Origin of the sequence: Caballeronia udeis (assembly GCF_001544555.2) — a bacterium.
Lineage (GTDB): Bacteria > Pseudomonadota > Gammaproteobacteria > Burkholderiales > Burkholderiaceae > Caballeronia > Caballeronia udeis.
On the sequence record NZ_FCOK02000046.1, the window covers coordinates 62,829 to 76,562 of the forward strand.

Genomic DNA, 13,734 nt, shown 5'->3' on the forward strand with positions numbered 1-13,734 from the left:
GCGCGCGGATAAATTTAACCAAAAAGACCGCACGAAGCCCGGAACCTGCGCTCGCGGTGCATATCGAAGGCATAAAGTTGACCAAGAACACCACCGACGTCGTGATCATCGGATCCGGAATGGGAGGGGCGACCGCGGCGTTGGCGCTGGCTCCCTGCGGAGCTACCATAACGATTTTGGAGAAGGGCGCGCAGTTGCTCGCCATTCCTGAGAATCGTGATGCGCGTGCCATCTTCCAAAAAAATTACTTTGCGTCTACTGACCTTTGGTACGAGCCCGGCGGCGCGTCCTTTGCTGCAGGCAACCACTACAACCACGGCGGCAACTCGAAGTTTTATGGCGCTGTCCTCTCGCGCTATCGCGAGCGTGATTTTGAAGGAGTGTCGTATCCCGACGGCGATGCACCGCCTTGGCCCCTGACATATCGCGATCTCGCGCCATGGTACGACAAAGCCGAAGCGCTTTTTCAGGTACGGGGAAGCGCGCATGAAGACCCGAGCGAACCTCCTCGCACGAACCCATTACCGTTCCCGCCCGTCCCGGACGAACCAGCGATCGCCGAAGTCAGGCGTCGACTGAGTGGCGTCGGCCTGCGCCCTTTTTCGTTGCCCCTGGGAATCGACATCGACACCTGGCTCAAGCACGGGCAGACCGGCTGGGACGGTTTTCCGGACGCGCGCACAGGGAAGATGGACGCCGAAACCTGTGCATTGCAGCCGGCGCTGGCGTTTGCGAATGTGACTCTTCAAAGCGGCGCGAGCGTTCGACGACTGATTTGCAGCCCGGACGGACAACGTGTCACAGGCGTTGAATATGAACAAGGCGGGCAGGTCAAGGTACTGAATGCTGGCGTTGCAATTCTTGCTGCGGGTGCGATTCCCTCCGCGGCAATCCTGCTCGCCTCCCATACGAGCGGACTGGCCAATCGATCGAATCAGGTGGGCCGCAATCTGATGAGTCATAACACCAGCGCGCTGATCGCATTCGATCGCAAATTCAACAACGATTCGGTGTACCAAAAGACATTTGGCATCAACGATTTCTATCTGACAGGGGGTCCTGGCGGCAGCCCTTTGGGGAATATCCAATTGTTGGGCCGGGTAACGGGCGCCATCCTCAAAGCCAATATCCCGCACATTCCGGAACGATTGCTCGAGCGTCTGACCCGGCATTCCGTCGACTTCTTCGTCATGAGCGAAGACCTGCCAAGCGAGAAAAACCGCATTCGGTTGGAGCACGAGCGCATAGTGCTCGACTGGGAGAGGAACAACATGACCACTCATCGTGCGCTGGTTGCTCGCCTCAAGACCGTCTTGCGAGACGCGGGGTTCCGGTTCTCAGTCGAGAAGCTGTTCGATCGGAAAAGCCCGTCGCACCAATGCGGCACGATCAAGATGGGTAGCGATGGAGCACGGTCGCCGCTCGACTGCTGGGGGCGTACGTTCGACTGCGAAAACCTGTTCGTTACAGACGCAAGTAGCTTTGTCTCATCTGCAGCCGTCAATCCTGCATTGACGGTCGCCGCACTTGCCATGAGGACAGCGTGGCACATTCGGGAAACCGAGTTGCATGCTTGAGACAACGGGTCCGGATGGGCAGCTACATGTGCCGCCCTCAGAACGAACGTTCTCAAGAAACCCTTCATTGCCGAGCAAGGGGCGTAAGCTAAAGCTGTCCTCTGCCCCCTTGACTTGGGCTCCCTGATCGTGTCCTCCGATGGGTCAGAGCTCGCTACTTTTGCTGCATGAGGCAAAAGACGACGCGTCGCTGTTTGAAGATGGACTTGAGTGGATGGGTCAGGGTTGCAGTGCGACTACCAACTCGACTTCCACTGCACTGTTCCGAGGCAGTTCTGCAACGCCGACAGCGGATCGTGCATGCACGCCGGCTTCGCCAAAAATTTCCCGGAGAAGGTTTGACACAACATCCGCGACTCGCGGTTGTTGGTTGAATCCCTTGGCCGACGCGACGAACACGACGACCTTGAGAATCTGCCGTACCCGGTCGAGTGAACCGAGCGCAAACTGCAACGACGCCAACGCGTTCAAGGTCGCGAGACGCGCTGCCTCGGCGGCCTGTTCGAGTGTCACGTCGTCTCCGACCTTGCCTGGGTGAAGGACTACGTCCCCTGTCATCGGCACGTGTCCGCTAACATAGCCGACACCATTATGCTGCGTGACTGATTGGTACGCCCACGCCGGCGGCTGGTACGCCGGCAGCTCGATGCCAAGATTTTTCAGTTGGTTTTCTGTCATCTGATCACCCAAAACGTGATTCAATGAAATCCAGCACGGTGTAGTCGTCGTCGACGAGGTACATGCCGTGCCACTTGTCAAAGACCGTGCACGGGTGTGAGATGTTGAAGCCCACCAGGTCGCCAACGCCAAGCGCAGATTCCTCAGGAAGATCGAGGAAACAATGCTGATCGTTTAATCGCGCTGTCCTGACGCCGCTTAGATCACGGATATCGCTGCTGACTGACGGGTGGATCCACCGACAAGGAACCGGCAATCCGGCATCGTAGGATACGTCGCGGCGACCAATATCCACGATCGCTCGAGCCTGCTCGGGACGGGATTGAACCTGCCCCCAAATTTCGATGGCGGGTACAAAAACACCGAGCATCTTGGCGAAAGGGTTCCGCTCGTATAGCAGTTGCAGCGCCTCTTCATAGATACCTACATCATGGAAGAGATAACACCCGCAGCGAATCATGACGTCGACGGGTCTGCCGAGTTGCGCGGATGAGAACACCTCCGCGACCCTGTCGAAGAACTTGCTGCCCCCGGCGCTCAGAATGATTTTTTCGAGAGGGAAAAGCCCTTCCTCTTCTATGGCTTTAGCGAGGTCGACGATGCCAGAAAGGTAAGCATCGACTTTCGGAACACAGTCAGGGTCCTTGGGCGAAAAAACGCCTTCATATCCCGCCAGTCCGGCGAGGGTCACAAACCGGGATCCGGCGACCGCTCGGGCAACCTCGAGCGCCTGTTGTCTGTCGCGCACGCCAGCGCGTCCGCCGGGGACGCCGATCTCGATAAGGACGGGGAAGGGCGTCGCCCGCGGATATCGGGCCATTGCTTCGTCAATGAGAGCCACCCCTGCAGCCGAGTCGACGAAACACATGGCTTCGAAATGGCCTTGACTGGTTTCCCTTGCCAGATATTCCAAGTCATGAAAGTTGACAACTTGGTTTGCAACTAAGATATGCTTGGCATCAATGGTGCGCGCGACCTGAGCCTGCGTTACGTTCGCCAGGGAAAGCCATTTGGATCCGTCAGCTAATTGCATTTCGAAGATTTTTGGCGCCATCGACGTCTTTCCGTGGGGCGCCAGCTGAATGCCGTAATGGGCTACAAAAGACTGCATCCAGCGTGAATTATTCTCAATCGCGCTGCGCTTTAGCAGCGCAACGGGCGACCCGAAAGAGCCGTCTGTAATTGACCGGCCTAGTAGTGAGCGGGGATCCGCTGTCCGGGAATCGTTAGGTACGCCCCGAAGCGAGTTTCCACTCATAAACGTGTCCTTTGCCATGGTTGAAAACCTCGATGCAAGGTTTAGAAATATTCGATCTGTCCGACAGCATCCGATTTTTTCGGCTTGCTGTTAACAAAGTGTGCCATTAGAATTACAAATATGTCAAGGAATCAGACAATGATGAACGGTAAGAGGGGCCGGTTGTCCGACCAGGTTTACGAGGGGATGCGCAAACGCATCCTCGATGAATTGTGGGCAGAGGGAACTCGTATCCCGGCCGAGTTGGAATTGAGTCAGCAATACAGTGTTTCCCGGCCGGTTGTCAGAGAGGCTCTAGCCAGACTGAAACTCGAAGGTTTGATCGATTCCAAACGCGGCTCGGGAAGCCATGTGATCAAGCCGCGGACCGGGCTGAAAACTGGATTCCGCCCTGTAGAGACAATCGCCGACATCATTCGTGTATTCGAATTTCGACTGAGTATCGAATGCGATAGCGCGGCATATGCTGCAAAGCGGCGAACCGAAGAACAACTTCTTCTCATCGAAGGCCTTTCGCAGGAACTGTCCGATCAGCAGTCTGATGAAGCCTTCGGCGATGCCGATATGCGGTTTCACGTGGCAATCGCAGAAGCGAGCGGCAATCCCATGTACCCAGCCACTATTGCGATGATGAAGGATCAAATCGTCTCGGGAATGCGCCTGACGGGCGTGATCGGGTCGTCGGACGCGTCGCGGGCTGGCGTTGTGCATGCGCAGCACCATGCCATTACCCAGGCGATCCGCTGCCAGGATAGCAACGCCGCACGCGAGGCCATGGCGAATCATCTGTGTTCGGCCCGCTATCGTTTATTGGGTTTCGAGGTGGTAAACGAGGTCGGGTAGATCATTCAGGGTTGTGATGAGGGGATGTACCAGACAAGCACAACGTCCTGGAAATTCCAAAGAGCGAATTTTCACTTAGGACGTCAGGCGTTTTAAGGGTTATCCCCGACCTTTGTCGGCTTAAGATATAACAACATTGTATTTTTATGGCAAAGTTGTTTTAAACGAGTTTTGGTGTGCTACGGTTCAGGTCATGGCGCGTCCTATTGCATACGGTGCGGACCTCGGAACTTCGGCAGCAGCATGAGCGAGCGGCTTTTGCCAGATGAGCAGCACGAGATGATCGGCTTGACTAACCGGCAGCGTTTGCACAAGCACTTAGGATCACTACATAGAGCGCGCCTGACATGGATAGTGGTTGGGCACCTGGAGCGGATAGTAGGTGCCTTCGGCCTTCTGACAAGGTAGGAAGTGTAGGTTTCTCCGTTTGAGGTCATTGATGAACAGTTCTAGATCGCGGTTACCCCAGGTGTCGAACTCACCGACAGACACGGGCGGGGCCAACGAGAATGCCCAGATGGGACCCATCAAGTGGTCCACTGCGGACGGCACGAAGCGCCGCCTTGGGGATTGGTGCCACGTGCACCTGCCTAAGTTTGTCATCGCCCCCTCGTTGGCCATCACGCTTTTCGTGGTGTATGGATTCATGCTCTGGACTGGATGGATTTCCTTCACCACGTCAAGAGTTATGCCAAACAACGAATGGGCTGGCCTTGATCAATATGTCAGGGTTTGGCGGAACCCGCTGTGGCACATCGCCGTCTCGAACATCTTCGTGTTCGCAGGCTTGTTCATTTCGTTTTCGATAGTGATCGGATTGATTCTGGCCGTTCTGCTTGATCAGCGCATCCGGTTCGAAGGCGTGCTGCGAACGATCTACCTTTATCCAATGGCGCTGTCATTTATCGTGACAGGTACCGCATGGAAGTGGATTTTGAATCCCGGCCTCGGCCTCGAACATTTAGTACAGTCCTACGGGTTTCCGAATTTTCATTTCAATTGGCTTGTCGATCCGAACTATGCCATTTACACCGTAGTGATCGCGGGCGTGTGGCAGTCGTCCGGTTTCGTCATGGCCATGTTCCTGGCCGGGTTGCGTGGCATTGACGAGGAAATCATCAAGGCAGCGCGTCTTGATGGTGCGCCCATGTGGCGAGTCTATGTACGCGTCATTCTTCCGATGCTTGCGCCGACGTTCATGACGGCCATCGTTATCCTGATGCATCTTTCGGTGAAAAGCTTCGATCTTGTTGTCGCGCTGACATCCGGCGGACCGGCCAATTCGACCCAGCTGCCCGCCACGTTCATGTACACGCAGACTTTCTCCCGGAACAATCTTGGCGTTGGTGCGGCCAGCGCGGTCATGATATTCATGACTGTGGCCGCAGTCATTGTCCCCTATCTGTATTCGGAGCTGCGGAGGTCCGGCAATGCACGCTAAACAAGACATGCTCCTGCCTGGGCAAGACCGGCTGTCGTATCGAATTGGCCGGATGGCAATCTACCTGGGCCTTGCGCTCATCGCCCTGGTTTATCTTTTCCCTCTTATCGTCGTGTTATTGACGTCCATCAAGACCATGGACGACATCCACACGGGTTCGTTGATCTCGCTGCCCCGCGTCGCGACGTTTGAACCCTGGATAGTGGCCTGGTCGCAAGCGTGCGTCGGACTGAGGTGTGAAGGTATCCATGGGTACTTCGCCAACACGGTCCTGATGGTGGTTCCCGCGGTGTTGATCTCCACCGCGATTGGCGCTGTGAACGGCTATGTCCTGACACAGTGGAGATTCAAGGGCGCCGATCTTATTTTTGCGTTGATTCTCTTTGGTTGCTTCATTCCGTACCAGATCGTGCTGATCCCGATGGCGCATGTGCTCGGATTGATGGGTTTGGCGAGCACGATCACCGGCCTGGTTATCGTTCACGTGTGCTTTGGTATCGCATTCACGACAATGTTTTTTCGCAACTTTCTTATAACGCTGAGTCCCGATCTGGTTAATGCCGCGCGTGTCGACGGTGCCCGATTCTTCACCATATTCCGCCGAATCGTCGTGCCGGTCTCGGTGCCGTGCTTCATGGTGTGCTTTATCTGGCAATTCACGAACGTCTGGAATGACTACATTTTTGGTGCGACTTTCACATCCGGGGATAGCAGTCCCATTACCGTCGCACTGAACAATATTGTCAATACCACGACCGGTGACCGGCCCTACAACATACACATGGCAACCGTGATCATCACTGCAATGCCCACTCTTTTGGTTTACTTCTTTGCTGGAAAGTATTTTCTCCGTGGTTTGATGGCTGGATCGGTGAAAGGATAAGGTGAATTTATGGCTGCCCTAACGCTCAGGCGCGTCTCTAAAAGCTATCAGTCGGTCGACGTTCTGAAGAATATCGATATCGAGGTGATGTCCGGCGAATTTCTTGTTCTGCTGGGACCGTCGGGATGCGGAAAGTCGACGCTCCTGCACTCCCTCGCAGGCCTGATGAGCATAACTTCGGGCGACATCATCATAGATGGCAAGCGAGTGAATGACGTCCCTTGCCACGATCGCGACATAGCAATGGTGTTCCAATCGTACGCGTTGTATCCATCCATGTCCGTGCGCGGCAATATCAGTTTCCCGCTCGAAATGCGGAAAGTGCCCGCTGCCGAACGTGCCGCTGCCGTTGACAAAGTGGCCACCCTGCTAAAGATTACGCACTTGCTCGATCGCAAGCCGGGGCAACTTTCTGGTGGCCAGCGTCAGCGCGTTGCGATCGGTCGCGCGCTAGTGCGCGACCCTCGTCTTTTTCTGTTTGACGAACCGCTGTCCAACCTCGACGCGCTCCTGCGCGTGGAAATGCGCACGGAACTAAAGAAGCTTCACAAACGTATTGGCAAAACGACTGTCTACGTGACGCACGATCAGGTGGAAGCCATGACTTTGGCTTCACGCATTGCCATTCTGAACAACGGTGTCCTGCAGCAGGTTGGAACGCCCTCGGAAGTTTACGACAAGCCGGCCAACCTCTTTGTCGCCACGTTTATCGGCTCACCATCAATGAACCTTCTTCCGGTCAAATTGATCAGTGGGAGAGACCACCCTACGGTGCGCATAGAGCCAAATACCGGCCCCGGCATCGAGATACCGATCTCGGATGCTGTCGCGGCCAAGTTACCGATTGATGTAGAAATGACAATGGGTATTCGCCCCGAATGGCTGTCCATGCCGCATACATTCGTGCCGGAGACGGTCGTTGTCGACGCAACGGTGACGCTGATAGAGCCAACGGGTCCTGATGAGATCGCTCTGTTCTCGCTCGCGGGACATGAGATATCCGGCCGTTTTGCGGTGGACGAGTTGCCACGCGAGGGCAACGTGCGACTAGCCTTTGATATGCGAAAAGTCCGCTTCTTCGACAAGAAGACGGGCGATCTGCTTGCTTGATTGACAGCTTGAAATGGGAGTGAATATGACGGGCAAACGACTGGGTTGGGGCATCATCGGTGCGAGCAAGATTGCGAGCGAATGGTTGATTCCGGCGATCAATGCGGCCGCAGACAGTGAAGTCGTTGCTGTTCTGAGTTCCGATGCAGGCCGTGCGGAAGCTTTTGCACGCGCGAACGGCATTGGGGCTCATTATGCCGATGCAAAGGCTTTCCTTGCCGATCCGAATGTAGATGTGGTCTATGTGAGCACGACCAACGAGCGCCACGTGCACGACACACTGAGCGCCGCGGCAGCGGGTAAGCACATTCTCTGTGAGAAACCGATGGCGCTTACAGCAGAAGACGCCCGGTCAATGCTCGATGCCTGTGAAAAGGCGGCCGTCGTGCTTGGGATCAATCATCATATGCGATGCATGGAGACTCACCTCGCGATTCGCGAGATCTTGCAAGCAGGCACGCTGGGAAATATCGTACTGGCTCGCGTTTTCTTCGGCGTTGAACTTCCGGCGGAGGCAAAACGGTGGCGTGCGCATGATGCCTCAATCGGCGCGGGCGTCATTTTTGACCTTACTGTGCACGACGCGGACCTGCTTCGCTTTCTGTTCGGCAATGAGATCGGATCCGTGGTCTGTCTCACCGGTTCCACCGGTTCGACTTCGGCGGGCATCGAAGACACCACAATGCTTGTGGTCAAGATGAAGAGTGGACTTCTGGTCGAGGTCGTGGAAAGTTTCAACACGCCGCATGCGCACACGGGCCTCGAAATTCATGGAACAAAAGGTTCGTTGATCGCCGAGGACGTCCTCCTGCAAAATGGCGGAGGGAAGGTATTCATTGAGGCTGGCGGCAATCGCAAGCAGGTACCTATCGACACGGTCAGCCCGTATCTGCGAGTCGTCCGCGATTTCAACGCTGCGGTGAAGGGAGAGGGTAAGCCAGCCGCTAGCGGAATAGACGGCTATAAGTCATTGGTCGCTGCACTTTGCGCTCAGGAGTCATCGAACACCGGAAGAGTGGTCGACATTCCACAGTGATAAGAACTCCTTCATAAGAGTGCCAAGCGCTCGACCGGACGTTAAAAAGTAGCGCGTTGGACGGTGCATAGAACGGTGCGTGTCTCGCCGCGCTTAGCGCAATCGTGAGTGAGCGGTGCAATTCGCTTGGACATGACCCAGAGGCAGGCCTATTTGCGACGCTGGTTTTGTGGGGAGTGAAGTCCAACTGCATGCCTGGGGAAAGAATGGCAAAACTAAAGGATGTAGCGGCAGCGGCAGGAGTAAGCATGTCGACTGCCTCCCGCGCAATCTCCGGGCAGGGGCCGCTTTCGGCCCATGCTGCCGCTCGGGTCGAAGAAGCAATCCGCGCACTCAATTATCGTCCATCTTCCATCGGCCGGGCGCTTGCGTCCCGCTCCATTGGACTGGTCGGCGTCTTTGTTCCCGCGCTGGCGAGCCCAAAGTACGGAACAATTCTCCAGGAGGCGGAGAAAGCGGTACGTTCCGCGGGGCGTCATCTCGTGGTCACCGGAGGATGGGGAGAAATGTCGGCGCGAGAGCAGGCAATTCACGGCATTCGTTTCTTGATCGATCGGGATTGCGACGGCATCCTCGCTTTGAGCCATGATCTGACGGATGACGATGTCGCTGCGTTACGTCAGCTGCATGGTCCGCTTGTGTTTCTTGATCGTGACTGCAACGAGTCTTCCCGAGTATGTTTTTCCCCGGATCATGTCAGCGGCGGTAGTCTTGCCGCTCGCAAACTGATCGAGAACGGGCATCATAGTGTCGCGATTGTGGTATCTCGCGATACGCAAAACCAGGCAGCTATTGAGGGTTTCCGGTCCGAGTTGTCCCGCTCGGGCCGTTGCATTCATGAACTGATCACAATCGCTCATGCACCCAGCCCGGAACGTGAAGCTGCGTTGGACTCTTTGATCGGGCGAGCCGCGTCATATACCGGAATCTTCTGCGACGACGCAGACATTGCCGCTCAAACCGTGGTGAAACTCCGCGCTGCAGGCTTTTTGGTACCCACTGACGTCTCAGTGGTCGCCTATGACTACGGATCTGCCGGGTCATGGGCGGACGTCGCGTGCGCATATGTACCTTTAGCTGCGATGGCGCGCAGTGCGGCACGATGGCTTACGAACCAATGCTATGGCACGTCATGGGCAATCGAAGGAGATTTCGCCATCGTTTTCGTCGAAGGCAGTACTCTGGCGAAATCGTCGTCAGTGCGAGCGACCGCTAAGCACCGATCAGGATAAGTTAGGTACGCTAACATTGTATTTCCGGAAATTGATCGAAGGGCGGTTTTCGATTATGCGACACGAAATTGGACTGGGCAGTAGCCTGGTCGGCGCCAAACGCCAAGTACCTAATTTTTCTCACTGATAATCACCTCGATCCCGGAATCCTCGAAGCTAGCCAAGCGTGCGCGCGGGGCGTCGCTTTCGACCACAATGCTGGAGACTGCGTCAAGAGCGGCGACTTTGTGGCGCGCCACGCTTGCGATCTTCTCGTTCAGAACGACCATGGTGACGGCGTCGCTTCGGGAGATCACCGCACGCTTGAAATACGCATCTTCGTGATTGAACACCGTGAGCCCTTCCGCGTGGTCGATGGCGCACGTCCCTAGAAATGCAAGATCAAAGCTTAGTCGCTGAACCGCCTCAACGGCCGATGTCCCGACGGTGCCGCCCACCTCCTGGTCAATCTGGCCTCCCAGCACGATTATGTCGACGCTGTCGTTGTCAAGCAGCGTATCCGCAACCGTGGGCGAGTTTGTCACGATGGTCAGTCGTGTTCCTGTACCGATCGCCTTGGCAATGGCCAGATTAGTGCTACCTGCATCAATAAATATGCACTGCCCGGACGACAGGAGCTTCACTGCGGCCCTCGCCAACGCATCCTTTCGTTCAGACTGCTGACCGGCTCTCTTATGCAGAGAGCCGCCGTCGGAGGCAAGGGCGATTGCCCCACCGTAGACGCGCTTACATACTCCTGCTTCCGCGAGATCGACCAGATCCCTGCGGATCGTGTGGATGGAAACGTCAAACTTCGCTGATAGATCTATAGCGAGCACGCGTCCCATCTGGATCAGCATTTCACGAATGTACTTTTGCCGCTCATCGGGCAATGCATCATAAGTCAGCATTGACTACTCCTCTAATCGAGCTATAATACACCATAACGAGCAATACCGATCAATTTCAGGTGTGCTGTATTAATTGACCAACATTCAATCGACATCCTGCATGTGCGGGCGACGAGGTCGATTCTGAGTTCGATGGCGTCTAGCTGAGCCACTTGTCCGCGCGGTTTTGTCCGCGCAATCGCAGCATTCCAAACTGATGTCATGCGCCGCGGCGTTTGGCATAAGTCGGCGATCTTTGCATTCGCTATACATTTGCTGCATTTAAAAGGAACCCGTCATGAATGTCGCTCACGTTGCCCTCTGGACCTCTGATCTGGACCGGGCATCCGATTTTTATCGCGACATCTTTGGTGCCGAGGTTGGTCCGACGTATCGTAGCAAACGAACGCCCGGGTTTTTATCCCGCTTTGCTCGTTTATCAACGGGCCCGTCGATCGAACTCATGAGTTTGCCAAATCTGGAACTTCAGGCGAGCGATTCTCCCCGAATTGGCTGGGCACATATCGCTATTTCCATAGGGACTGAGGACGCTGTGATCGGTCTGGCTACGCGAATGAAACTGGAGGGGGCGCTCATTTCTGGTCCGCGTTGGACAGGGGATGGATACTTCGAAGCGGTAATTTCCGATCCCGATGGAAATCTGGTGGAAGTGACCGTGTGAGAGGCAATGTCCAGTCATCCGACTGGGTGCTGGTTTCGTTTGTGATCGACTACCTATAGGTCGGAGGAGCGGATTGTAAAATCGGCAATGTCATGGGTGCGATCGCCGTCAGAGGGCTCATCGAGCGCGCGGATGTGCAGCTTGCGGGGATCGGCCGCGATGCCATGTACAACCGACTGTCGTTGAAGAGGGATGCATCGAAATGATCTGTCCGCGCACTACGCTACTGAATGAACTGACGTTCTCTCGCATTGCCGCCGGGATGTAGCGACTGATGGACTGGCGCATGTCGGAGAAGGAACTGCTTGGATACATCGACGGTTGCCTCGACTCGGCGTAACAACCTTTGACCACGCGGACATCTATGGCAACTACGCCGTCGAAGATGCGTTCGGGAAAGCTTTAAAGATCCGACCGTCGGTGCGCGCCAAAATCGAACTCGTCAGCAAGACCGGTATCGCGCTCGTCTCGTCGGCCCGGCCGGAACATCGCCGGAAGCACTACAACACCGATCCGGCGCAAGCAGGCTACTGCGGCTGCTCGGTCGTTGGATGATCAGGCTCGCGGTTTGAAAGCCATGGTCGGGAAGTTTAGGCTATAAGCTTGTTGTCTTGGCGGTCGCGTTGGTCGTCTGCCAGGCTGCGGTGGCATTTCGTGCCGTCTGCGAAGGTTCGATAGAGCTAAGAGAGCGGGTGAGCGCTCACGAACACCAGTCGCGAAGAAGGACTATGGGTAGCTTCGACCAAACTCGAATGTCGAGCTCGCTGCCTTGTTCCCCGACTGCACACCACAACATGTGGGGTTCGCCGCGCAGCTGTTACCAGTTGAGTCTCAGTCCGGCCTCAGTTGCACGATGCCGATCGTCGTCGTCCGCATGCAGGTACTGGCTCGTGGTCGAGATAGACGCATGCCCCAGGTTGTCTCGCACGTATCGCAGATCGACTTGGCCATCCATCATGCGAGAGCCGGTTGTGTGCCGCAGCCAATGGGCAGAAGCCTGGCGCAGCCGTTTTGCGGCGCGCTCATGTGCTTCGCCGGTTGATTGAAGATGGGCGATCGCGTTGTCGAACACCTGTTTAATGATCAGGTGTACGGCACCGCGGGTCATCGTCCGCTGTGTACCACCGATCGGCAACAACAGCGGCGTCGTTTCACCGCCGTAGGGGAGGGTGGCAAGACCATAGTGTCGGCGATAGCGGCTCAGCTCCGCCATCAGTTCGGTGGTCGCCGGCAGCAAGCGCTCCTTGTCGCCCTTGCCGGTGATCGCCAGCCACCAACGGTCCTGGCCATCGCGATCGCGCCGCCTAAAAAAGCCCCCCATCGGATTGCTCACGACTTCCGAAATACGCAGGCCCATCAGATACAGCAGCGAGATCAGCCAGCGCACCCGTGCGTAGTGTTCCTGCTCGCGTGCAGTGTCACGGGGCATCGCGTCAATCGAGGTTTTGACGGCCCGCCAGAGATCGTCCTCCAGAAAGCGCGTCACCCGTGGCCTGGCCTTGCGTGCGCGTTGGCGCGACAAGGACAGGGGGTTTCCCGCCAGGTAGCCCGCGTTGACGAGCCACGCGAAGAGCGTATTCAGAATCACAAACGCCTGTCGCTCGCTTGCGGGGGAGAGCGGTCCCGCGAACGGCCGCCAAGATGGGTCTGCGCGGGCCACTTTGCGACCGGTCATGACCCAGCGCAGCGCCGGCTGCGGGTCGGCCAGAAACCGCCGGTAGAGGAGCAGGTCTTCGTGCGTGAGCGAGGAGAGGGGTTTCCTCAGTTCGGTGGTCGACCACAGCAGCAGGCGTTCGGACTCCTTACGATAGGTGTCGAAGGTCGGCTTCGTGTCGACGAAGCGCGCGAGCCACGCCCGGATCGCGTCGATGTCGTTTTGCGCGGCAATTTGAGGGCGGTTGCCGAGCGCGCGGTTCGTGCCATGGCCACCGTCGAACTCGGGCGGCAGGTGTAGCTGCTCAAGCAGCTTAAGCGACTCAAGTGGCACGAGGGCGCCGTCGGACACGCGGAGGGGCTCAGGAAACGGCATATGGGGTGAGACGTAGCCAATTCAGAGAATGCGTCATTTTACTCGACATTATCGTCATAATGTCTAAATTAAATATTCTATTTCAAGTTAATTAAC

Annotated in this window: 13 protein-coding genes; 9 read left to right on the top strand and 4 right to left on the bottom strand. The window is 56.3% G+C overall.

What is annotated here, in order from left to right; all coding sequences use genetic code 11:
* Positions 1-77 precede the first annotated feature (77 nt).
* A complete protein-coding gene (locus AWB69_RS27730; protein ID WP_197500338.1) occupies positions 78-1,577 on the top strand; it encodes a GMC oxidoreductase in 1,500 nt (499 codons plus the stop codon).
* Between the two features lie 219 nt (positions 1,578-1,796).
* On the opposite strand, the gene AWB69_RS27735 is transcribed toward AWB69_RS27730, so the two are convergent.
* Together AWB69_RS27735 and AWB69_RS27740 are read right to left on the bottom strand one after the other, a co-directional pair.
* Complete coding sequence (locus AWB69_RS27735; RefSeq protein WP_062090050.1) at positions 1,797-2,255, bottom strand: RidA family protein; 459 nt, start codon at positions 2,253-2,255, stop codon at positions 1,797-1,799.
* A 4-nt stretch (positions 2,256-2,259) separates the two neighbouring features.
* On the bottom strand, positions 2,260-3,531 hold the full coding sequence (locus AWB69_RS27740) for an alanine racemase (RefSeq protein ID WP_063977928.1): 1,272 nt from the start codon (positions 3,529-3,531) through the stop codon (positions 2,260-2,262).
* Between the two features lie 120 nt (positions 3,532-3,651).
* On the opposite strand from AWB69_RS27740, the gene AWB69_RS27745 reads away from it, so the two are divergent.
* The 6 genes from AWB69_RS27745 (at position 3,652) to AWB69_RS27775 (ending at position 10,058) form a co-directional block, all read left to right on the top strand.
* Entirely contained in the window at positions 3,652-4,356 is a 705-nt protein-coding gene (locus AWB69_RS27745; RefSeq protein ID WP_062090029.1) for a FadR/GntR family transcriptional regulator, read from the top strand.
* 517 nt (positions 4,357-4,873) lie between these two features.
* Positions 4,874-5,797 (top strand): carbohydrate ABC transporter permease, encoded by a 924-nt coding sequence (locus AWB69_RS27755; protein WP_156528988.1) that lies wholly within the window; start codon positions 4,874-4,876, stop codon positions 5,795-5,797.
* Positions 5,798-5,804: 7 nt separating this feature from the next.
* Positions 5,805-6,680 (top strand): carbohydrate ABC transporter permease, encoded by an 876-nt coding sequence (locus AWB69_RS27760; protein WP_062090052.1) that lies wholly within the window; start codon positions 5,805-5,807, stop codon positions 6,678-6,680.
* Positions 6,681-6,689: 9 nt separating this feature from the next.
* The gene (locus tag AWB69_RS27765; protein WP_062090031.1) at positions 6,690-7,790 is read left to right on the top strand and encodes an ABC transporter ATP-binding protein; all 1,101 of its coding nucleotides are present in this window, start codon (positions 6,690-6,692) and stop codon (positions 7,788-7,790) included.
* Between the two features lie 25 nt (positions 7,791-7,815).
* On the top strand, positions 7,816-8,826 hold the full coding sequence (locus tag AWB69_RS27770) for a Gfo/Idh/MocA family protein (protein ID WP_063977932.1): 1,011 nt from the start codon (positions 7,816-7,818) through the stop codon (positions 8,824-8,826).
* Between the two features lie 206 nt (positions 8,827-9,032).
* Positions 9,033-10,058, top strand: coding sequence for a LacI family DNA-binding transcriptional regulator (locus AWB69_RS27775; protein WP_063977930.1), 1,026 nt, complete (start codon positions 9,033-9,035; stop codon positions 10,056-10,058).
* A 110-nt stretch (positions 10,059-10,168) separates the two neighbouring features.
* On the opposite strand, the gene AWB69_RS27780 is transcribed toward AWB69_RS27775, so the two are convergent.
* Entirely contained in the window at positions 10,169-10,948 is a 780-nt protein-coding gene (locus AWB69_RS27780; protein ID WP_062090034.1) for a DeoR/GlpR family DNA-binding transcription regulator, read from the bottom strand.
* A 277-nt stretch (positions 10,949-11,225) separates the two neighbouring features.
* Between AWB69_RS27780 and AWB69_RS27785 the strand changes: the two genes are divergently transcribed.
* Positions 11,226-11,609 (top strand): VOC family protein, encoded by a 384-nt coding sequence (locus AWB69_RS27785; protein WP_062090035.1) that lies wholly within the window; start codon positions 11,226-11,228, stop codon positions 11,607-11,609.
* A 420-nt stretch (positions 11,610-12,029) separates the two neighbouring features.
* On the top strand, positions 12,030-12,164 hold the full coding sequence (locus AWB69_RS50420) for a hypothetical protein (RefSeq protein WP_269447496.1): 135 nt from the start codon (positions 12,030-12,032) through the stop codon (positions 12,162-12,164).
* Between the two features lie 262 nt (positions 12,165-12,426).
* Here the strand turns inward: AWB69_RS50420 and AWB69_RS27795 are convergent, their stop codons facing one another.
* A complete protein-coding gene (locus AWB69_RS27795; RefSeq protein WP_062090037.1) occupies positions 12,427-13,638 on the bottom strand; it encodes a tyrosine-type recombinase/integrase in 1,212 nt (403 codons plus the stop codon).
* Positions 13,639-13,734 lie beyond the last annotated feature (96 nt).

Bases quoted from the DNA above. Each gene is read 5' to 3' on its own strand.
- AWB69_RS27735 (WP_062090050.1), bottom strand. From the start codon at position 2,255: ATGACAGAAAACCAACTGAAAAATCTTGGCATCGAGCTGCCGGCGTAC.
- AWB69_RS27740 (WP_063977928.1), bottom strand. From the start codon at position 3,531: ATGGCAAAGGACACGTTTATGAGTGGAAACTCGCTTCGGGGCGTACCT.
- AWB69_RS27745 (WP_062090029.1), top strand. From the start codon at position 3,652: ATGATGAACGGTAAGAGGGGCCGGTTGTCCGACCAGGTTTACGAGGGG.
- AWB69_RS27755 (WP_156528988.1), top strand. From the start codon at position 4,874: ATGGGACCCATCAAGTGGTCCACTGCGGACGGCACGAAGCGCCGCCTT.
- AWB69_RS27760 (WP_062090052.1), top strand. From the start codon at position 5,805: ATGCTCCTGCCTGGGCAAGACCGGCTGTCGTATCGAATTGGCCGGATG.
- AWB69_RS27765 (WP_062090031.1), top strand. From the start codon at position 6,690: ATGGCTGCCCTAACGCTCAGGCGCGTCTCTAAAAGCTATCAGTCGGTC.
- AWB69_RS27770 (WP_063977932.1), top strand. From the start codon at position 7,816: ATGACGGGCAAACGACTGGGTTGGGGCATCATCGGTGCGAGCAAGATT.
- AWB69_RS27775 (WP_063977930.1), top strand. From the start codon at position 9,033: ATGGCAAAACTAAAGGATGTAGCGGCAGCGGCAGGAGTAAGCATGTCG.
- AWB69_RS27780 (WP_062090034.1), bottom strand. From the start codon at position 10,948: ATGCTGACTTATGATGCATTGCCCGATGAGCGGCAAAAGTACATTCGT.
- AWB69_RS27785 (WP_062090035.1), top strand. From the start codon at position 11,226: ATGAATGTCGCTCACGTTGCCCTCTGGACCTCTGATCTGGACCGGGCA.
- AWB69_RS27795 (WP_062090037.1), bottom strand. From the start codon at position 13,638: ATGCCGTTTCCTGAGCCCCTCCGCGTGTCCGACGGCGCCCTCGTGCCA.